The sequence below is a fragment of the Ruegeria sp. CJ6 genome, assembly GCF_056536665.1.
Genome location: NZ_JBQFQB010000003.1, coordinates 258,976 through 279,862 on the forward strand (window position 1 = coordinate 258,976; position 20,887 = coordinate 279,862).

Here is a 20,887-nt window from a genome sequence, read left to right on the forward strand (position 1 = left end):
ACAGGAGAAATCCAATGGGAATTTTTGATTTTCTGACCGGTGAATTCATAGATGTCATCCACTGGGTCGACGATACCCGCGACACCATGGTCTGGCGGTTCGAGCGTGAAGGACACGAGATCAAATACGGCGCCAAGCTGACCGTGCGCGAAGGTCAAGCGGCGGTCTTTGTGCATGAGGGGCAGTTGGCGGATGTCTTCACCCCAGGTCTCTACATGCTTGAGACAAACAACATGCCGATCATGACGACGCTGCAGCATTGGGATCACGGCTTTCAGTCTCCGTTCAAGTCTGAAATTTACTTCGTTAACACGACCCGGTTCAATGACCTGAAATGGGGCACCAAGAACCCGATCATGCTGCGCGATCCCGAGTTTGGGCCAACACGCATCCGGGCCTTCGGCACCTATACAGTGCGGGTCAAGGACCCGGCGAAATTCCTAGTAGAGATCGTAGGCACCGATGGTGAATTCACCATGGACGAGATCAGCTTTCAGATCAGAAACATCATCGTGCAGGAATTCAGCCGCGTCATCGCAGGCTCGGGCATTCCAGTTCTCGATATGGCGGCGAACACTGCCGATCTGGGCAAACTGATTGCCGCCGAGGTGTCACCGGTGCTGGACGGGTATGGTTTGAGCATGCCCGAGTTCTACATCGAGAACATCTCGCTGCCACCAGCGGTCGAGGCCGCGCTGGACAAGCGCACATCGATGGGGTTGGCGGGCGATCTGGGCAAGTTCACGCAGTATTCCGCAGCCGAAGCGATGACGGCAGCTGCAAGCAACCCCGGTCAGGGTGGCGGCATGGGCGCAGGTCTTGGCATGGGAATGGGCATGGCGATGGCGCAGCAGATGTCAAACATGGCAGCGGGTCAGCCGAGCGGCCCTTGGGGCGGTTCCGCCCCCGCTGCCCCGCAAGCCGCAGCGCCTGCGGCACCGCCACCCCCGCCACCCGTCGAGCACGTGTGGCATATCGCGGTGGATGGCCAGACCAGCGGGCCGTTCTCCAAGGCCAAGATGGGTCGTATGGCAACCGATGGTGAAATCACGCGTGATACCCACGTCTGGACCGCCGGTCAGGACGGTTGGAAGAAGGCAGGCGATGTGCAGGAACTGGCACAGCTGTTCACGATCCTGCCTCCGCCGCCTCCGGGCGCGTGATCTGACATTTGGTAACCTGATTTCGAGGTTCTGTCATGGCGAAAGACGAACACCGTTTCCCCTGCGACCAATGCGGGGCGGATTATCGGTTCAATCCCGGTGACGGAACGCTGACTTGCGATCATTGTGGCAACACCAGAACGATCGGTGCTGGCCCATGGGGTGGTGCAAGTCTGCGAGAGCTGGATTTCGACGCCGCCATCGCGGATCGCTTGCCTGACAGCGAGATTGAAGAAACCCGTGTTCTGACCTGTCCGAACTGCGCGGCTCAGGTTGAGTTTGATCCGAACACCCATGCTGCGGAGTGCCCGTTCTGTGCCACTCCGGTAGTGACCGATACAGGCGTTAGCCGCCATATCAAACCCCGCGGAGTGTTGCCCTTTGCACTGGATGAACGCTCGGCCCACAAGGCAATGGGGGATTGGCTGGGCCGACTGTGGTTTGCACCCAACGGGTTGAAGGAATACGCCCGAAAGGGACGCAAGATGCAGGGCATTTATGTCCCGTATTGGACCTTCGACGCTGATACCAAGTCGAGCTATCGTGGGGAACGCGGTGTGGTGTATTACGAAACTCGAACCGTCATGCGCGATGGAAAGCGCGTACAGCAACAGGTCCCCAAAGTGCGCTGGACTCCAAAATCCGGACGGGTCGCACGGTTCTTTGACGATGTTCTGGTGTTGGCGTCTCAATCGCTGCCCAAATCCTATACCGATGCGCTGGAGCCATGGGACCTGCCTGCGCTTGAGCCATACCAGCCAGAATATCTGGCCGGTTTCCGCGCCGAGGCTTACACGGTCGAACTGCGAGAAGGTTATCAAGAGGCCCGCGCACATATGGCACGGGTGATCGAGCGTGACGTGCGCTTCGATATCGGAGGCGATCGTCAGCGCATTCACGCTGTCGACACCGAAGTGCGAGATGTCACATTCAAACACATCCTTTTGCCGGTTTGGATGGCGGCCTACAAATACCGCGGCCAGACCTATCGTTTTGTGGTCAATGGCCGGACTGGCCGCGTTCAGGGTGAGCGTCCCTGGTCCGCAATCAAGATTACGATCGCCGTGGTTCTGGGCCTTCTCGTTGCGGCCGGCGTCGGGTATCTGGTGGCAACTGGACAACAATAACGCTGATAAGCAGAGCACGCTCATGGAACCTACTCCTCGGCATGACTGAAAGGAGATGTTGAATTGCACCTTGACGCTCTGAACGCGCTCTTGGCCGATCGTTTTTCTTGCCGTGCCTATCGCACGGACCTGGTGCCGCGCGAACAGATTGAACAGATCGTCGCCAGTGCTGCGCGTGTTCCAAGCTGGTGCAACGCGCAACCCTGGCAGGTCGTCATCACCAGCGGGGCCGAGACAGACCAGTTTCGGGACGCATTGCAACACGAAGCTTCGCACGTTGCGCCTGCTCCGGACCTACCCTTTCCAACCGGCTATTCCGGTGTTTATCAAGAGCGCCGTCGCGCCTGTGGCTGGGCCCTCTACAAAGCGGTTGGTATCGAAAAAGGTGATCGCAGGGCCTCGGCGCAACAGATGATGGAAAACTATGCTCTGTTCGGCGCCCCACATTGCGCCATACTGTCCAGCCCTGCTGAACTGGGCCCTTACGGCGCGATGGATTGTGGTGGCTTCGTGACCGCATTTTCACTGGCGGCGCAGGCCCTGGGTGTGGCTTGTATCCCGCAGGCAGCGGTAGCGGCACATGGCGCATTTCTTCACCGTTATTTCGGGATATCAGAAGATCGCTTGATTCTGTGCGCGATTTCGTTCGGATATGCGGATATGGATCACCCGGCGAACGCGTTCAGAACGGAACGTGCCGCGCTGGATGAAGTGATCGATTGGCACGAATAGCAATAGAATACAGGACCTGCAGATGCGCGCCTTACTTCAAAGAATTTCCAGTGCCTCGGTCAAAGTCGATGGAACAGTGATCGGGCGATCGGGCCCCGGATTGATGATTCTGGTTTGTGCGATGCAGGGGGATGGAGAGACACAAGCTGATCAATTGGCTGAAAAGATCGCAAAGCTTCGTATCTTCAAGGACGACGCGGGAAAGATGAACCGGTCGATATTGGATATTGAGGGCTCGGCCCTAGTGGTCAGCCAGTTCACCTTGGCAGCTGACACATCGCGTGGAAACAGGCCTGGGTTTTCCGGGGCCGCCCCGGCGGCTGAGGGCGAACACCTCTACGAGGCGTTTGTACACAACCTTTCATCGCGGGGCATTCCGGTTGAGACAGGTGCGTTCGGAGCTGACATGGCGGTAGAGTTGGTCAATGACGGACCAGTCACAATTTGGATGGAAAGCTGATGCAGAGTTCGCAACAGGCACAGGACATTTGGCACGCAGGTGTGGCGGCAGTTGATGGATATCACGCAACACTGGAGGCCACTCGGGCGATAGAAGCCCCAGATCAGATATTGGCCGTTGGAAAAGCCGCCGGGGCCATGGCCCGTGCGGCCGTCGAACGGTTTGGCCCAGTGCCCACTCTGGTGGTTACCAAGGATGGCCATGGCCACGACCTGCCTAAGCATATTGTGGTGATAGAAGCTGCACACCCGGTTCCCGATGCCCGCAGTCTGAAGGGTGGGCAGGCATTGCGCGAAACGGTTGAGGCGATGAAACCCGACAGCAAACTGCTTCTGCTAGTTTCGGGAGGGGCTTCTTCGCTTGCCGAGGACCTCGTGGCAGGTGCGACATTGGATGATCTTGAGGCCCTCAACCAAAGACTGCTGAGTGAAGGTCTCGACATCGGTGCAATGAACACGGAACGGCGCAAGCTGTCCCGGATCAAGGGCGGCGGTTTGTTGTCGGCATTCTCGGGGAAAAGCGTGACCGTTCTGGCGATCTCGGACGTCCCGGGCGATGATCTGGGTGTTATTGGCTCCGGTATCGGGTCATTGCCCGACGAACCGGAGTTTTCTGCCCACACCGCTATAATCGCATCAAATGCACACGCGCGCGACGCCGCAGCATTTGCGGCTGAGAACTCAGGCATCAAGGTCCTCGACAACGAAGAAGCGATGCACGATGACTATCTCTCGGTTGCAGCTAAATTAGGAGATCGGCTGCGAAATATGCCCAAGGGCGCCATGGTATTTGGCGGCGAACCAACCGTGGTCCTACCTGATGCGCCAGGGCGCGGTGGGCGTAATCAGGCCCTTGCTCTGGCACTTGCGCGCGAAATCGCAGGGCAATCTGATTTGACCGTCATCGTCGGAGGAACAGATGGCACCGACGGGCCAACAGATGCAGCAGGCGCCATCGTTACCGGTGACACTTGGTCTGATAAGGCGCAAGCGTATCTGGACAATGCAGATAGCGGCAGTTTCCTCGACAAGGCGGGGGCGCTGTTGGTCACGGGACCCACAGGAACAAACGTAATGGATCTGATTGTTGCAATAAAAAACTGATCCTAGACCCTGACTCCGCCCATCCGAAAAACCCACCAGATAGAATCACTTAAAGGCCGGAATGGCGTTTGATCTGTGGAACGAAAGTTCATGCAAAACTGACCAGGCAACTATCGGATAATTTGTTCAGGTCAGAGTAAGTAGTTAGGAATAAGGGGTTTTGGATTTCCAAAGGCTCATAACAAGATCATCTGGCGCGATCAAAGGCGGAACCTCCCCATTATTTCAAGAGATTTGCACTTGCCCGCTGCCCTGAATTGCACCTAAGTTGACTCATGCGTCAATAAAAAGCCCACCAACGGGCTGAACATCCTATCAACTGGGAGAAATCTGGATGAACGAACAACTCACTCACATGTCAAAGCAGGTCACAGCTGGAAAGCTGACCCGCCGTGAATTCATGGGTAAAGCAGCGGCACTGGGTGTCTCGGCCGCAATGGCAAGCACTATGTTTGCCGATGCTGCACGTGCCGCTGGTCCGAAAAAGGGCGGCGATCTGAAATTCGGTTTGCAGGGTGGTGAATCAACCAACTCACTTGATCCGGCAACCTACGCAAGCTCAGTCCCGTTCCAGAACGGCAAGCAGTTCGGCGACCAACTGGTCGAAGTGGCGCCCGACGGAACCATCGAACCGCGCCTTGCTGAAAGCGTCGAAGGAAGTGCAGACGCCAAAGTTTGGACGTTCAAGCTGCGTCAAGGGGTCGAGTTCCACAACGGCAAGACCATGACCAGCGAAGACGTGCTGAAAACTATGCAGCGCCACTCGAACGAAGATTCCAAATCAGGTGCCTTGGGCATCATGAAAGGCATCGAGTCGATGAAGGCCGATGGAGACAATTTCCAGGTCACACTGACCGAGCCGAACGCCGACCTGCCGTATCTGATGGCCGACTATCACCTCATCATTCAGCCCGATGGCGGCATGGATAATCCTGCGGCAGGTATCGGCACCGGCCCGTACAAACTAGAAGTGGACGAACCCGGCGTCCGTCACTTGTTCACCAAGAACGAAAACCACTGGAACAGCGATTTCGGCAATTTTGACAGCGTAGAAGTTGTTGTGATCAACGATGCGACGGCACGGACCGCTGCACTGCAGTCCGGACAGGTCCACGCCGTCAACCGCGTTGAACCCAAAGTTGCCGACCTGTTGGGCCGTGCGCCTAACCTGACGGTGCATTCAACCGCTGGTCGCGGTCACTATGTCTTCATCATGCATTGCGACACGGCTCCGTTTGATAACAATGAACTGCGCACCGCACTGAAGTACGCCATCAACCGAGCGGAATTGGTTGACAAAGTTCTGCGCGGCTATGGCTCGATCGGGAATGATATGCCGATCAATTCAGCCTATCCATTGTTTGATGAAACCATCGAACAGCGCGAATTCAGCGTTGAAAAGGCTGCAGAGCACTATAAGAAATCTGGACATGATGGCTCTCCGATTATTTTGCGCGTTGCCGATGGTGCGTTCCCAGGTGCTGTAGATGCTGCTGCTCTGTTCCAGCAGACTGCTGCACAGGCTGGAATTCCGCTTGAAATCAAGCGTGAGCCCAATGATGGCTACTGGTCCGAGGTTTGGAACGTTCAACCCTTCTGTGCGTCTTATTGGGGCGGCCGCCCGGTTCAGGACCAGATGTACTCGACTGCATATCTGTCGACCGCAGACTGGAATGACACGAGGTTTAAGGTTCAGGCGTTTGACGACTTATTGTTTGCAGCAAAGGCGGAACTCGACCCTGAGAAACGCAAAGCCATCTATAGCCAGATGGGTCAAATGGTCCGCAACGAAGGCGGCCTGATCTGCCCGATGTTCAACGACTTTGTCGAAGGCGTCAGCAACCAGTTGGATGGCTGGGAATCTGACCCAACGCAAGAGATGATGAACGGCAACATATCCCGCAAAATGTGGTTCGTCTAAAACGGGCTACGGATAATGCATCCCATCATCAAATTGGTTTCCCAGCGCCTGGCGCTGGGACTCCTTTTGCTGCTCGGCGCTTCGGCCCTGATTTTCGGCCTAACCGAAGCCCTACCTGGAGACGCCGCGCAAGCCGTCCTGGGGCAGTCCGCAACTCCAGAGGCCTTGGCAAACCTACGCGAAGAAATGGGCCTGAACCGCCCTGCCCTTACACGCTATTTCGAGTGGTTGGGCGGCATACTTCAGGGTGACCTGGGTCAATCCCTGACCAACAAACTTGATATCTCCGAGAGTATTGGAAAACGCCTTGGGAACACTCTGTTCCTGGCTTGCGTGGCAGCAATAGTTTCCGTACCGCTTGCAATCTTTCTGGGGCTGCTTGCCGTGCGGTTCCGCAATCGCTGGCCCGACAAACTGATTTCAGCCATCACCCTGACGACGGTTTCGATCCCCGAGTTTCTGATCGGTTATGTGGTGATCTACTATATCTCAGTGAAATTGGGATGGTTCTCGTCGCTTGCGATGATCAATGATTCTATGTCGTTTGGACAAAAGTTGAATGCAATCGCGCTACCTGCCTTTGTTCTGACGCTGGTCGTGCTGGCACAGATGATGCGCATGACGCGCGCGGCCATTCTGAACCTCATGCAATCGGCCTATATCGAAACCGCTGAATTGAAAGGCCTCAGCACATTTCAGGTTATTGCCCGCCATGCCTTTCCCAACGCGATTTCACCGATCGTGAACGTCGTCATGCTGAACCTGGCCTATCTGGTCGTGGGTGTTGTCGTGGTCGAGGTTGTGTTCGTCTATCCAGGTATGGGGCAATACCTTGTGGATGCCGTGACCAAACGTGATGTGCCGGTTGTTCTGGCCTGCGGCGTGGTGTTTGCGGCCGTTTATATCGGTCTGAACATGGTTGCAGATATCGTGTCGATCCTTGCCAACCCAAGACTGAGGCATCCGAAATGATAAAGAACATTCCTCTTTCGGCTCTGATTGGCCTCATCTTCACCGGTGCCTATTTCTTCTTGGCGATCGCCGCTCCGTTGATTGCACCCTATGGAATGGCCGAAGTCGTCGGCGACGTCTGGGAGCCGAGCAGCCCCGAACATCTGCTAGGCACTGACAATATCGGTCGCGATCTGCTGACCCGCATGATCTATGGCGGGCGCACGACAATCTTCATCGCGGCAGCGGCGACGCTGCTCAGCTTTCTGACTGGTACTTCGCTGGGCCTGCTGGCTGCTGTACTGGGCGGATGGGCTGATCAGGCGCTCAGCCGTACGGTGGATCTGATCATGTCAATCCCGACTCTGATCCTGGCACTGGTCATTCTGGCCATCGTTCCGGTGACCGTCCCGATCCTAATTCTTGTTATGGGCTTACTGGATGCCACCCGCCCGTATCGCCTATCGCGATCTGTAGCGGTGGACATCAACGTGATGGACTATGTTGAAGCCGCCAAGCTGCGCGGCGAAGGGCGCGCCTGGATCATCTTCCGGGAAATCCTGCCCAATGCTCTGTCGCCACTTGTTGCCGAATTCGGGCTGCGGTTCATCTTCATGGTTCTGTTCATCTCGACCCTGTCGTTCCTGGGACTGGGCGTCCAGCCACCGCTGGCTGACTGGGGTGGTATCGTGAAGGAAAACAAGGATGGCATCGTCTATGGCATCGGCGCAGCGCTTTATCCCGCTGTGGCCATTGCGACGCTGGCAATCTCGGTCAACCTGGTGGCTGACTGGGTCCTGAACCGTACCACATCGCTGAAAGGAGGCCGGGGATGAGTGATATCCTTCTCAAGGTCCGCGACCTCAAGATCGGCGCGACCGTCTATCCACCGGGCGAAAAACCACATGACATCGAGATCGTACACGGGGTCAGCTTTGACCTCGCGCCAGGCAAGGTGCTGGGTCTGATCGGTGAATCCGGGGCTGGTAAGTCGACGATCGGTCTGGCCTCGATGGCCTATGGCCGGGGCGGCGTGAAGATCACCGGCGGCGAGGTCTGGGTGAACGGGCGTGATATCCTCAAGACCTCTCATGGGGATATCCGCAAGCTGCGCGGTGGTGAGGTCACATATGTGTCCCAATCCGCTGCCGCATCGTTCAACCCCGCAAAGAAGATCATGGATCAGGTGGTCGAAGCTGCCGTCGAACAGAAGAAGTTTTCGCGCAAAGAGGCTGAAGCCCGCGCGCGTGAGCTTTTTGCCAAACTTGGCCTGCCTGACCCTGACAACATCGGTGAACGCTACCCGCACCAGGTTTCGGGCGGACAGCTGCAGCGTTGCATGACGGCGCTGGCGCTATGTCCCGAGCCTGATCTGGTGGTTTTTGACGAACCTACCACGGCACTGGACGTGACCACGCAGATCGACGTGCTGATGGCCATCAAAGAGGCCATTCGCGACTCGGGCGTTGCCGCCTTGTATATCACGCATGATCTGGCGGTTGTGGCTCAGGTGAGCGATGACATCATGGTGCTGCGTATGGGCGATACGGTCGAATACGGAAATACCGACCAGATCATCAACCGCCCGCAGGAAGAGTACACTCAGGCGCTGGTCTCTGTCCGCTCGATCGAGCACGAAGAGAAACAGCCAACTCCTGAACCCGTGCTGAGCGTCGATGGTATCACCGCGCGCTACAAAGGCTTGAATTTCGACGTGCTGCATAATGTCAACGTCGAGCTTCATCCGGGGCAGACACTGGCGGTTGTGGGTGAATCCGGGTCGGGTAAGTCTACGCTGGCGCGGGTCATCACCGGGCTTCTTCCGCCCCGCGATGGTGAGATTACCTTTGCGGGCCGCAAGCTCAGCTCTGATCTGAAAGGCCGCACGCGTGAAGACCTGCGTGAGCTGCAAATGATCTACCAGATGGCCGACGTGGCAATGAACCCGCGTCAGACCGTCGGTACGATTATCGGACGCCCACTCGAGTTCTACTTCAACATGCGCGGTGCCGAGAAACGCAAGCGGATCGTTGAGCTGCTGGATGAGATCGAACTGGGCGAGAAGTTCATCGATCGTTATCCGGCGGAACTGTCAGGTGGTCAAAAACAGCGTGTCTGTATCGCGCGATCGCTGGCAGCCAAGCCAAAGATGATCATCTGTGATGAGGTCACCTCGGCGCTCGACCCGCTGGTCGCGGACGGTATCCTCAAGCTGCTGCTGGATCTGCAAAAGATTGAGGATGTGGCATACCTGTTCATCACCCACGATCTGGCGACAGTCCGTGCGATCAGCGATAGTATCGCGGTGATGTATCAGGGTCGGGTGGTTCGCTACGGTCCCAAGAGTCAGGTGCTAAGCCCTCCGTTCGACGACTATACAGACTTGCTGCTTAGCTCGGTGCCTGAGATGCATCTTGGCTGGCTGGAAGAGGTTGTCGCCCACCGCAAAATGGAGAGCGCGGGGAACTGATCCGCGCCCTTCTCAAAGAAACACCGAAGACCATTCAAATTCCCGGCGCTGTGAACACAAGCAGACGTCGGGATTTTGCTATTTGGGGCGCAAATGCGCAGCCATAGCCGGACGAATCTCATAGGTTCGCCGGAACGAATACTCAGAAACAAGGGCCGGAACATGGACCGCAAACTGCTATTGATCATCCTCGACGGCGTCCCCTGGCGCAACTTTCGTCGACTGTTTGGCAATCTTGAAGGGTGGGTCGACAGCGGTGCTGCCCGGGTTTGGAAACTTCGCTCTGTACTGCCTTCGACCTCTGCCAGTTGCTATGCGTCGATCCATACCGGCGTTACACCGCAAGAGCATGGCTGTACAGGCAACGGCAACGTCTTCCGACTAAGCCACAAGGACGTGTTCAGTCAGGTGCGTGAGGCAGGTGGCATAACCGGCGCGGTCACCCACAGCTATTGGTCTCAATTCTTCAATCGCCACCCATTCGACTACGTCCGCGACGTTGAATATGACGAGCCCGACAGCCTGACCATCAACCATGGTCGATTTCATTCGATGACGGGATACGGCAAAGCGAACCAGATGACGCCCAGTGATGTCGATCTGTTTGCCTCGCTCACCAATCTGTGTCTGCGCTTTGGGCTGGATTATGGCATCCTGCACACTTGCACACTGGACAGCATGGGGCATCGTTTCTTCCACGATTGCACAGAGATGGATCATGCCTGTTTTGTCATGGACGAAATGCTGGCCCCATTCATTCCGCGTTGGCAGCAGTTGGGTTATGACGTCATCGTGACGGCTGATCATGGTCAGGACGAACGCGGCCATCACGGTGGTCGCGGCCCATTACAGCAAGAAACGGCGCTCTACTACTTTGGTGAGGCCCATGGCCCTGATCCGGAGACCGTGATCGACCAGCTTCAGCTAGCCCCAACCATACTTAAGCGTATGGGTGCACCGATGGCCGAGACGATGAAGGCCAAGCCGTTCCTGACCTGAGGCGGGTGGTTCAGTCGTAAGACCAAATCCCCTGGCCCAAAGCCTCGATCGCCACGGAAATTCGCTCAAAACTGTCAGCGGCGCGCCTGACCGATGTTCGGGCGCGCAGATATCCGTGGACCAAACCGGCCTCGTTGATGCAGTGGGCCTGCCCACCTGCGGCTGTGATCCGGTCGCAATAAGCTTGCCCGTCATCGCGCAGCGGATCGCAATCGGCGGTCACCACCACCGTCGGCGGAAGCCTTGAGAAATCATTGTCATGCAACGGTGCATAGGTAGGATCGTTCTGGGGTGTAACACCTTTACACCGAACGGCCTCATAAAACCGGATATCGTCCAATGTCAGCAGCGGGGCATTGGCATGCTCGATATACGACCCTTCTGACTTATCGCCACCCAACCCAGGGTAGATGAGGACCTGCCCCAGCACATTTTCCAACCGCCCCCGGCCATGGTGCGAAACGGCTGCTGCCAGATTGCCACCTGCGCTGTCACCGGCTAGCACGATAGGTTCGCCGTATTCATGAACCGCCCAGTTTGTCGCGGTCCAGCTGTCCCGAAACTGCGCCGGGTGCACATGCTCAGGGCACAACCGATAGTCGACCGAAACGATCCGATAGCCCGTCTGGGCGCAGAGTTCCGCACAGACATCATCGTGGCTATCCAAGCCCCCGACGACGAACCCACCACCATGTATATAGATGACGGTCCGGGTGGGGTCACCGGCACTATAGATGCGAACAGGTACGCCATCGGCGGACCTGTCGCGCACCTCGATGCCAGGTGGGCGCGGCTGGCGGAAGTCCTGACACATCGCGTCATAGACCCGGCGTTGGTCAGCAATGGACATCTCTACTGTATCATCCGGATAGCTCTCGGCTGTGCGCCGGATGAAACCCCAGGTCTCCTCGTCGATCAGACGTTCATAGTCCATTGTTCCTCCGAATTATTCAGACCACTCCCATGGCCGGGTAAACGAACCCAGTACTTTTGAGACATCGTCTTCGGAAGACCCATTCGCGTCAAGCTGCGCGACAAGACCCCTCTTCTTGTCGTCGATTACCGAAACGACCCGCGCTTCAATGCCTGCGGCGTCCAATGCACCGTTGTAGATGCGAGTGATGGCTTGCTTGCGCAGTTCGGGTTTGAAAACCTTGCCAACGGCGGTTTTCGGCAATTCATCCAGAATGGTCATGTGCTTGGGCTGTGCCGCGCGTTCGTGGACGTGGACCTTGCAATAGTCCATCAGCTCCTGTTCAGTGACTGAGGCCCCCTCGACCAGTTCAACAAAGGCGCAAGGCACCTCACCCGAATGCGCATCGGGCTGACCGATAGCCCCAGCGAAGGCGACCGCGTCATGGCCCAGCAAGGCCTCTTCGATTTCTGCAGGGTCGATATTGTGTCCGCCCCGAATGATCAGATCCTTCGCGCGACCGGTGATCCACAGATAGCCGTCCTCATCAAACCGTCCCAGATCGCCCGTGCGCAGGTATTTATCGAAATGATAGAGGTTCGTATTCTTGTCGGTCTCGGTATAAGTATTTCCCGCGTATACGCCGGGGTTCGAGATGCAAATTTCACCGATCTGATCTACGCCGCACTCGGTTGGTCCATCCGGCCCGTCCTGCAGGATTTTGACGTCCGTATAGGGGAATGGGATGCCGATCGAGCCGATCTTCTTTTCCCCATCCACGGGGTTGCATGACACCAGACAAGTGGCCTCGGTCAGGCCGTAGCCCTCGACGATAGTAACGCCAGTCGCTTCTTCAAACCGACGGAACAGTTCGACCGGCAACGGAGCTGATCCCGAAAATGCTGTTTTAACGCTGGATATATCCGCATCCACAGGTCGCTGCATTTTGGCTGAAATCGCTGTCGGCACTGTGATGATGAACGAAACCTTCCAGCGTTCGATCAGTTTCCAGAAATTGTCGAATACGCCATCACCGCGATACCCGGCAGGCGTCGGGAATACCACATGTGCACCAGACGACACCGCCGCCATCACGATGACATGCACCGCAAAGACATGGAACATCGGCAGAGGGCACATGATGACGTCGTTTTCGTCAAAGAGCAGCGTGTTGCCCAACCAGCCATTGTAGATAAGGCCCGAGTATTTGTGCTGCGCTACTTTCGGCATGCCCGTAGTGCCGCCCGTGTGGAAGTAGCACGCCACCCGATCTTCCTGGCTATCCTCAAAGTTCAGCGTTTTAGGCTGCTTGTTCAGCTCATCAAGGAAGTTCTTGTAATCCGCATGGGCCAGCTTTTCTTTATCACCCATCTTTGGGCGCAAGAACGGTACAAGCCAGGATTTGGGCGGCGTCAGATAGCGATTCAGGTCGATCTCAAGGATCGTGTTGACACCCGGAGCGTGACGCACAGCCTCTTCAACCTTTTGGGCCACATCGGTTTTGGGAAAGGATTTCAGGGTGACGACAACCTTGGCCTTGGTCTCACGCAGGATCGCCGCGATCTGCTCTGGCTCCAGCAACGGGTTGATCGGGTTCACGATCCCGGCCACCGCACCGCCCATCATGGTGACCAGCGTCTCGTTGCAGTTGGGCAGCACATAGGCCACCACATCGTTTTCTCCGATGCCAAGGGAACGGAATAGGTTGGCGGCCTGATTGACTTTGCCCAGCAGCTCGGACCATGTCAGCGTCTCGGCCTTGTCGCTCGGGCCGGACAACAACTGAAAGCTGATCGCTTTATGGTTCGGGAACTTGCCCGCCGTCCGCGACAACAGTTGATGGAAGGTGACGGGTACGTCCCGATCTTCCCACGCCATCTCCTGCTCGATGCGCGCCTTGTCTTCCAATCCCACAAAGGCCATGTGGCTCCTCCCCTGATCTGTCTCCCGTGTCGCGCACAGGCTTGTTTGTCACCTCCAAGATGGAAGCAAAACACACCATGCGCAAGCAAGGGCTTAGCGATCAGGTCCGGGAATATGTAGAATGACGCTACGGCGAAACGAGATGTGCCGGAGCGTCACTTTATTCTGCAGCCACCCCGTCGGTGAACTGCAAGCGTGCGAGGCGGGCATACAAACCGTCCTGCGCCACCAGATCGTTATGGGTACCCTGCGCCACAATGCGCCCGGCTTCCAGCACGACAATCCGGTCTGCCTTCTTAACGGTCGCCAGACGGTGCGCCACGATCAGAGTGGTGCGCCCTGCCCTCATGTTATCAACCGCACCCTGCACCGCACGTTCGCTTTCTGCGTCCAAAGCCGAGGTCGCCTCGTCCAGCAGCAGCACCGGTGCGTCGCGCAGGATGGCACGTGCGATGGCGATACGTTGCTTCTGACCACCCGACAGCATTACGCCCCGTTCGCCCACAAAGCTGTCATACCCTTCGGGCAAAGCCGAGATGAACTCATGCGCGGCGGCGGCTCGGGCGGCGGACTCGACTTCGGCATCTGAGGCGTCCAGACGGCCAAAGCGGATATTCTCGCGCGCCGAAGCGGCAAAGATCACGGGGTCTTGCGGGACCAGCGCGATGTGCTGACGGAAGTCGTCACGGTTCAACTCGCGCAGGTCGAGCCCATCAAGACTGACCTGTCCCGCATCGGGATCATAGAACCGCTGAATCATCTGGATGACTGTTGTCTTGCCCGCACCAGACGGGCCGACAAAGGCCACTGTCTCCCCGGGTTTGATTTGAAGTGACAAGTGATCCAGCGCAACGACGTCCGGGCGCGCGGGATAGTGGAATGTCACATCGTCAAAACGTATCTCTCCGCGTACGGGTACAGGCAAATCCTTGGCCTGCGACGGATCATTGACGGTATCCTCAGCGTTCAGCAGCTCGACCAAACGCTCCGTCGCACCTGCAGCGCGCTGCAACTCGCTCCAGATTTCGGACAACGCCGCGACTGAACCCGCCATGATGATCGAATAGATCACAAACTGGATCAACACGCCCTCGGTCATAACCCCGTTACGCACATCATTCGCACCCATCCACAGCACGCCAACGATGCCCGAGAAGACGAGAAAGATCACAATGACGGTCAGAATCGCACGGGTCTGGATCCGACGCAGAGAAACTTCGTACGAAGTTTCTGTCATCTCTCCGAACTGCGTCCTGCTGGCGTCCTCGTGAGTAAAAGCCTGCACGGTTTGCACCGCACCCAACGCCTCGCCGGCATTTCCAGAGGACGCCGCAATCCAGTCCTGATTTTCCCGGCTGATCACCCGTAACCTGCGGCCCAGTACCAATATTGGCACAACCACCAGCGGAATCAGTAGCAACACCATCCCAGTCAGCTTAGCCGATGTCAGCAGCATCAGCACCAGTCCGCCGACGAACATCAAAAGATTGCGGAGCGCGATGGACACAGACGATCCCAGCACCGACTGGATCAGCGTTGTGTCGGTGGTGATACGGCTCAGAACTTCGCCGGTCATGATGCGCTCGTAAAACTCGGGGCTCATCCCGATCACGCGGTCAAAAACCGCCTTTCGGATATCGGCCACCACACGTTCACCCAACCGGGTCACCAAAGCATAGCGAATACCCGTACCCACGGCGAGAATCCCGGCTATACCGAGGGCGGCCAGAAAGTACCATTCAAGCAAATCACCATCTTCGATGCGGAAATTGTCGACCACACGCCGCACAGCCAAGGGCAATGTCAGCGTCATGCTGGCCGTCAGGATCAACGCCAGTGTCGCGCCGATCATCAGCAGTCGATAGGGCTTCATAAACGGCCACAATGACCGCAGCACGCCAATTTTTTTGGACCTAGCCCGTTCATCGTAGGCGCCGGGCGCTTGTGCATTTGCTGGATTGGCGGAGCGTGTTCTTGCCATATCTGGCCCTTGTATTCTGGTCGCAGCCTTTATCAGGCGTCAATCAACGTTTCATGGCGGCGTGGGACAATGGGGTCAAGCTTTGGGCGCAATTCGGGGCACGATCCGGGCCTTTTGACGCATTCGACCGGAATGTTAGAGATGGAGGGGCTGAGTTGGAGCGGGTAGACGGAATCGAACCGACATAGCCTGCTTGGAAGGCAGGGGCTTTACCATTAAGCTATACCCGCTCAGTGCTTGCGCTGATTATTTTATGTACCAACCATCGTCAAGCGCGAAGTTGTGTTTTCAGCCTCAGATACGGCGCACGACATCAATGACACGATCTTCAAGAAATTTTCAGATGGGCGGCAAAAAGGGAAGTCGTGGCAATTCAATGGTCGTTAATTAGCGATGGAAAACAGATCTGGGTCACCACCAAACGCAAGGGAAGTAACTTGATTCCGGCATCTAACTCACACTGGAGAAAAACACTATGTGTGCTTATCCCAGCCTTAGTGTTCACTTGCCTGATCGTGTTGACACTCTCGCAGCAGTCGCCCGTATGGATGCCTTTGGATGATGCCTATATAACAATCGGAAACGTGGATCTGTTTCTTTCGGGGCGCTCAGATCTTTACGGCAATGATGGTCCGACCGGCGCAAGTAGCTTGGTTCATTTTCTCGTGCTGGCCTTTTTATCGCAATTCACCACTACACCAGAGGCCAGCTTGGCCTTGAGCGTTCTAAGCGCCGGCGCATATATGATTGGGTTATGGTTGTTACTGTGTTCCGTGTCAGGCTCTCGGATTGTTGCAGCATCTGGGTCGATTGCGGGTCTCTTATTAGGATTCGCGTGGCTCCACCTTATGAATGGCCTAGAGACTGGTATGGCAATGGCAGCCATCACTTGGGCCTTTTTTCTACGCCAAACCAATCGCCACGTCGCGCTATCGATATTGATTGGCATAATGCCTTTTATCAGACCGGAGTTTTACGTTCTTTCTGCTCTCTTGTTCATTTCTATCATCGTCGTGAAGCCGATCAACTACGCGTACTGCGTCAAGATTTTTTTCATTTCCGCATCCGCCTACATAATCTTGGCACTTGTGAGCGTTCTGATTCTAGGCAGTGTTTGGCCTGATACCGCCGGCGCGAAAGAGGCTTTTTTTGCAGAGAAAGGTGAAGTTTTCTCTAGTCGACTGATGGTCGCTCTGCGCGCCGTGGTCGAGACCAATCTGCTTGTGGTTTTCTCGGGCTTGGTCTTCGCACCATTCCTTAGGGGAGGCTGGGTTGCCTTAGCTTTTTTCGGAATTTTTGTGCTCTCATCAGCTCTGAAACTACCGGGTGCTCTGTATCACAACGATTTCCGCTACCTGTATCCGTTGCTACCAATTGCAATTGCATCTTGGACAGCGGTCCTGACGGCGCGTCAAGTTTCTTCGGCCCCGGTCTTTGTGATCGGTGCCCTCCTGTCGGTATACGCTTTTGCGACAAGCAGTTGGCCAGTCTACACCATACAATGGAAATCGGGTAGCGAAGAGCGTCTTATTACAGCGGAATGGATGACTGAGAATTTACCGTCGAATTCTGTAGTAGGTGTTCACGACGCAGGCTTTATACCCTGGAAGATCGCCTCAACAGTCTCGAATCAAAACATTCGGTTCGTTGATCTTGTCGGCTTGAAGTCGCCTTCCGCGATCAAATTTCACGAGGAATTCACTGCCCCCTCGAATGGTAAAGAACGATGGCGAGCATTTGATGTGTTGGGGCGGGAACGTAAGATTGATTACATCATTGTTCTGGATCGACCGTTTTGGCGACGTATCGAAGACAGTTTCAAGACTGCGGGCTGGGATATCAATCTTATTTTCGCCAACGAGGGCGGATATCAAGTGTTCTCAGCCAACCCAAATTGAGCGGAGCAATTGAAAACTACCTGTTTTGAACTGATGTTTTCGAAATGGAGAATAACTCAACCTGCGGTTTGAAAACAAACTGTCATGTTACGTGAATATACGCTGTTCACCAAAACCCAATTCAGACAGCCAGGAGCTATCCATGACAGACGTCGATCTCACCACCCTTTCCGCCGACGATTGGGATGAGTTGCACTTCCCCCGCCCGGATGAACACGACTTCGACCGCGTGGTTGAAAGCGCTATCTCGCGACGGGGTTTCCTGTCAGGAGTTGTGGCATTTGGGTCGGGCGCTGCGGCGATGGGCGCTGGTTTGTTGGGCTCAACTTCAGCACAGGCGGTCGATGCGCAACGCTTTGCCTTCACGCCGATTCCCGCTCAGACCGATGGGACAGTCCACGTTCCGGAAGGTTATGAGTGGAAGATGCTAATGCGCTGGGGCGATCCGCTGTTTTCCGAGGCCGATGGATACGATTTGACCGATGGCGGTAAGGTTGAAAACTCGGACAAGGTTTTTGGCGAGAATACGGATGGGATGGAGACATTCTCGTTCCGGGGTCACGAGCTGATTGCGATCAACCACGAGCACCCGAACCGCAAGATCAACCTGCCTGCCGCGCAGGAAGGTGTTCCAACCAGTGCCGATGACGTTCTGAAGTTGCAGAACATCCAGGGCGTGACCGTAATGGAGATCAAGGAAGGCCCTGCGGGCTGGGCGGTCGTTAAGGACAGCCCCTTCAACCGCCGGATACACCACAACACTCCGATGAAGATCGTCGGCCCCGCCGCTGGTCATGACCTACTGAAGACCGAAGCCGATCCGACAGGAACCGCGTCGCTGGGCACCATGAACAACTGTGGTTCCGGCAAGACACCGTGGGGCACCTACCTGACCTGCGAAGAAAATTTCAACGGCTACTTTGGTTCCTCTGACGAAAACGCCAGCTATGACCAGAAGGTCGCAGACGGCATGAAACGCTACGGCATCAAGGCCGAAAGCTGGAATGGCTACGAGCTGTTTGATCCCCGCTTCGACACCTCGAAAAACCCCAATGAGCCGCACCGCGCAGGCTGGATCGTTGAAATCGACCCGACCAAACCCGACAGCACTCCGGTCAAGCACACCGGCCTTGGTCGCTTCAAGCATGAAAATGCTGAGGTCGCGCTGGCTGCGGACGGTCGTGTCGTGGTCTATATGGGCGACGATGAACGTGGCGAGTATCTTTACAGGTTCGTCTCGAACGCGGCCTATGCGCCCGGTGTCGACACTCAGGGCTTGTTGAATGACGGCACGCTATATGTCGCCAAGTTCAATGACGACATGAGCGGCGAATGGCTGCCGCTGACGCCGGAAACAACCGGCATGGACGCGGCCGAAATTCTGATCTTTACCCGTATGGCCGCATCGGCTGCGGGCGGCACCACAATGGACCGCCCGGAATGGGTGGCCTCAAGCCCTGTTGCGGTCGAGGCATATTGCTGCCTGACCAACAACAAGAACCGTGGAGTTAAGCCAAATGCTGGGGGTGATGACACTGCAGTCAACGGCCCTAACCCGCGCGAGGCCAACAAATACGGCCAGATCGTGCGCTGGCGTCCAGCGGATGAAGATCACGCGGCCACTGGCTTTGATTGGGATCTCTATGTCATGGCCGGAAACCCAACTGTTCATTCGGATAACCGTGGCGGATCGGCAAATGTGAACGAAGGCAACCTGTTCAACTCACCCGACGGCATGGCCATCGATTCGACCGGTCTGGTCTGGATTCAGACAGACGGGAATGATGACAACGAGGAAGAATTCGCAGGAAACGGCAATAACCAGATGCTAGTTGGCGATCCCGTGACCGGGGAGATTGTGCGCTTCATGACCGGCCCGAATGGCTGTGAAGTCACCGGTCTGGCCTGGTCGACCGACCTGCGCACCATGTTTGTTGGCATCCAGCATCCGGGCAGCAATTGGCCCGATGGCGGTACGCCGCGTTCGTCGGTGATTGCGATCAAACGCACCGACAACGGGCTGGTCGGCTAATCAAGCCCTTGCATCAAAAGCGCCCCTGAACTTCGGTTCCGGGGCGCTTTTTCGTCTCAATTCAAATATCCTCACCCGGTGGATCAAGCAGCCCGCCCGGCGCAAGCAAGGCACGTTCTGAAAGCCACGGGTTCAGTTCGAGTGCATGGTTCAGCGCCGTACGCGCTTCGTCCAGCCGCTTGAGACCCAACAGCGATAATGCCCGCCCGCTAAGCGCCGCTACATGGTTCGGGGACAGCTCAATGGCTCGATCCAGATCGATCAGGGCCGCACCGTAATCCTGCTGCAAATAGTTGACGAATGCCCGCTGATTGTACCCCTCGGCATAATCCGGGCAATAAGCGACCAGAGCGTCAAACTCGGCCAGCGCACCGGTCAAATCCCAAGACTCGCGCAGAGACATCCCGCGATCCAACAGGGTTTGAGATCGGGCGTCCGGCGCATCGGTCCAGAGTTGCCACATCCGTCCCGAAATGCCCCGCGCCTCGCGCTCAGACGACGCGGTTTGGGCTTGCGCAATCAGGGCGTCGACGCCAGAAATATGATCCGGCGCAACCGGGCAATCTGCAGAAGCCTGAGCGGCAGAACCAGCGAGTATGGCAACGATAAGTACGTTTTTCATCCTCTCTAACCTGATCCATCAGGCGTTTAGGTCAACTGCTTTATAGCGGAGCCAGCAACCCGGTTTCTTTCACCGCCTCCATCGCAACGAAGGTGGAGGTGTTGGCAACATGCGGCAGGGATGAGATTTTCTCGGCTAGCACCGTGCGGTATTCCGTCATCGATCGGGTCCGGATTTTAAGCAGATAGTCAAAGTTGGACGCGATCATATGAGCCTGTTCAATCTCAGCAACTCTGCGCACCGCTGAATTGAACTCGGCCAGTGCTTTTTCACGAGTATCTGTGAGACGCACCTCGACAAAGGCCACATGATCAAGGCCCAGACGGATCGGGTCCAACATGGCGCGATAGCCTGTGATGATCCCGTCAGCCTCAAGCCGTTTGAGCCGCGCCTGTGTCGGCGATTTTGACAAGCCGATCCTGCGCGCAAGGTCCGTCACTGAGATGCGGCCATCTTCAGCTAATGCCGTAAGGATCGCACGGTCAAAGCGATCAAGGCTGGACAAGTCGTTTTGCATAATCAGGCTCCTATATTTCAGTCAATTCGACCAGAATTCGAGGAAATTCGGTCCATTCTCCTGACTATAGGCGGT

General features: G+C 56.3%; 17 protein-coding genes and 1 tRNA gene. 12 read left to right on the forward strand and 6 right to left on the reverse strand.

Going from position 1 to position 20,887, the window contains the following annotated elements; genetic code table 11:
- Window positions 1-14 precede the first annotated feature (14 nt).
- The 10 genes from ACR0BT_RS10950 to ACR0BT_RS10995 all read left to right on the forward strand — a co-directional run bounded on the left by ACR0BT_RS10950 (window position 15) and on the right by ACR0BT_RS10995 (window position 10,926).
- Window positions 15-1,163 carry an SPFH domain-containing protein gene (locus tag ACR0BT_RS10950; protein ID WP_480763126.1) on the forward strand — a complete coding sequence of 383 codons (1,149 nt, stop codon included), beginning with the start codon at window positions 15-17 and terminating at the stop codon, window positions 1,161-1,163.
- 35 nt (window positions 1,164-1,198) lie between these two features.
- Window positions 1,199-2,290 (forward strand): TFIIB-type zinc finger domain-containing protein, encoded by a 1,092-nt coding sequence (locus ACR0BT_RS10955; protein WP_170392249.1) that lies wholly within the window; start codon window positions 1,199-1,201, stop codon window positions 2,288-2,290.
- A gap of 63 nt (window positions 2,291-2,353) precedes the next feature.
- Window positions 2,354-3,022, forward strand: coding sequence for a nitroreductase (locus ACR0BT_RS10960; RefSeq protein ID WP_480763127.1), 669 nt, complete (start codon window positions 2,354-2,356; stop codon window positions 3,020-3,022).
- Between the two features lie 22 nt (window positions 3,023-3,044).
- Window positions 3,045-3,482, forward strand: a complete 438-nt coding sequence (gene dtd, locus ACR0BT_RS10965; RefSeq protein WP_170512407.1) for a D-aminoacyl-tRNA deacylase — start codon at window positions 3,045-3,047, stop codon at window positions 3,480-3,482.
- Window positions 3,482-4,585: a glycerate kinase type-2 family protein gene (locus ACR0BT_RS10970; protein ID WP_480763128.1), complete on the forward strand. Its 1,104-nt coding sequence runs from the start codon at window positions 3,482-3,484 to the stop codon at window positions 4,583-4,585. Before dtd ends, ACR0BT_RS10970 begins: the two co-directional genes overlap by 1 nt.
- 334 nt (window positions 4,586-4,919) lie before the next feature.
- Window positions 4,920-6,506, forward strand: a complete 1,587-nt coding sequence (locus ACR0BT_RS10975) for an ABC transporter substrate-binding protein (protein WP_170392257.1) — start codon at window positions 4,920-4,922, stop codon at window positions 6,504-6,506.
- A 15-nt stretch (window positions 6,507-6,521) separates the two neighbouring features.
- A complete protein-coding gene (locus ACR0BT_RS10980) occupies window positions 6,522-7,478 on the forward strand; it encodes an ABC transporter permease (RefSeq protein ID WP_170392259.1) in 957 nt (318 codons plus the stop codon).
- Window positions 7,478-8,293, forward strand: coding sequence for an ABC transporter permease (locus tag ACR0BT_RS10985; RefSeq protein ID WP_480763242.1), 816 nt, complete (start codon window positions 7,478-7,480; stop codon window positions 8,291-8,293). Before ACR0BT_RS10980 ends, ACR0BT_RS10985 begins: the two co-directional genes overlap by 1 nt.
- Window positions 8,290-9,927, forward strand: a complete 1,638-nt coding sequence (locus tag ACR0BT_RS10990) for an ABC transporter ATP-binding protein (protein WP_480763129.1) — start codon at window positions 8,290-8,292, stop codon at window positions 9,925-9,927. The genes ACR0BT_RS10985 and ACR0BT_RS10990 overlap by 4 nt, the downstream gene beginning before the upstream one ends.
- 162 nt (window positions 9,928-10,089) lie before the next feature.
- Entirely contained in the window at window positions 10,090-10,926 is an 837-nt protein-coding gene (locus ACR0BT_RS10995; RefSeq protein WP_480763130.1) for an alkaline phosphatase family protein, read from the forward strand.
- A 10-nt stretch (window positions 10,927-10,936) separates the two neighbouring features.
- On the opposite strand, the gene ACR0BT_RS11000 is transcribed toward ACR0BT_RS10995, so the two are convergent.
- From ACR0BT_RS11000 to ACR0BT_RS11015, 4 genes are all read right to left on the reverse strand, one after another.
- Window positions 10,937-11,860 (reverse strand): alpha/beta hydrolase, encoded by a 924-nt coding sequence (locus tag ACR0BT_RS11000; RefSeq protein WP_480763131.1) that lies wholly within the window; start codon window positions 11,858-11,860, stop codon window positions 10,937-10,939.
- 12 nt (window positions 11,861-11,872) lie between these two features.
- Window positions 11,873-13,762: an acyl-CoA synthetase gene (locus ACR0BT_RS11005; RefSeq protein ID WP_480562409.1), complete on the reverse strand. Its 1,890-nt coding sequence runs from the start codon at window positions 13,760-13,762 to the stop codon at window positions 11,873-11,875.
- A 160-nt stretch (window positions 13,763-13,922) separates the two neighbouring features.
- Window positions 13,923-15,743, reverse strand: a complete 1,821-nt coding sequence (locus ACR0BT_RS11010; RefSeq protein WP_170392269.1) for an ABC transporter transmembrane domain-containing protein — start codon at window positions 15,741-15,743, stop codon at window positions 13,923-13,925.
- Window positions 15,744-15,899: 156 nt separating this feature from the next.
- Window positions 15,900-15,973: transfer RNA gene (locus ACR0BT_RS11015), tRNA-Gly, on the reverse strand.
- A 135-nt stretch (window positions 15,974-16,108) separates the two neighbouring features.
- On the opposite strand from ACR0BT_RS11015, the gene ACR0BT_RS11020 reads away from it, so the two are divergent.
- Window positions 16,109-17,641, forward strand: coding sequence for a hypothetical protein (locus tag ACR0BT_RS11020; RefSeq protein WP_170818802.1), 1,533 nt, complete (start codon window positions 16,109-16,111; stop codon window positions 17,639-17,641).
- Between the two features lie 142 nt (window positions 17,642-17,783).
- On the forward strand, window positions 17,784-19,673 hold the full coding sequence (locus tag ACR0BT_RS11025) for a PhoX family protein (RefSeq protein WP_480763132.1): 1,890 nt from the start codon (window positions 17,784-17,786) through the stop codon (window positions 19,671-19,673).
- Window positions 19,674-19,734: 61 nt separating this feature from the next.
- Here ACR0BT_RS11025 and ACR0BT_RS11030 read toward each other — a convergent pair whose 3' ends face one another.
- Together ACR0BT_RS11030 and ACR0BT_RS11035 are read right to left on the reverse strand one after the other, a co-directional pair.
- The gene (locus ACR0BT_RS11030) at window positions 19,735-20,295 is read right to left on the reverse strand and encodes a tetratricopeptide repeat protein (protein ID WP_170401669.1); all 561 of its coding nucleotides are present in this window, start codon (window positions 20,293-20,295) and stop codon (window positions 19,735-19,737) included.
- A gap of 40 nt (window positions 20,296-20,335) precedes the next feature.
- Entirely contained in the window at window positions 20,336-20,812 is a 477-nt protein-coding gene (locus tag ACR0BT_RS11035) for an Lrp/AsnC family transcriptional regulator (protein WP_170392279.1), read from the reverse strand.
- Between the last annotated feature and the right edge of the window lie 75 nt (window positions 20,813-20,887).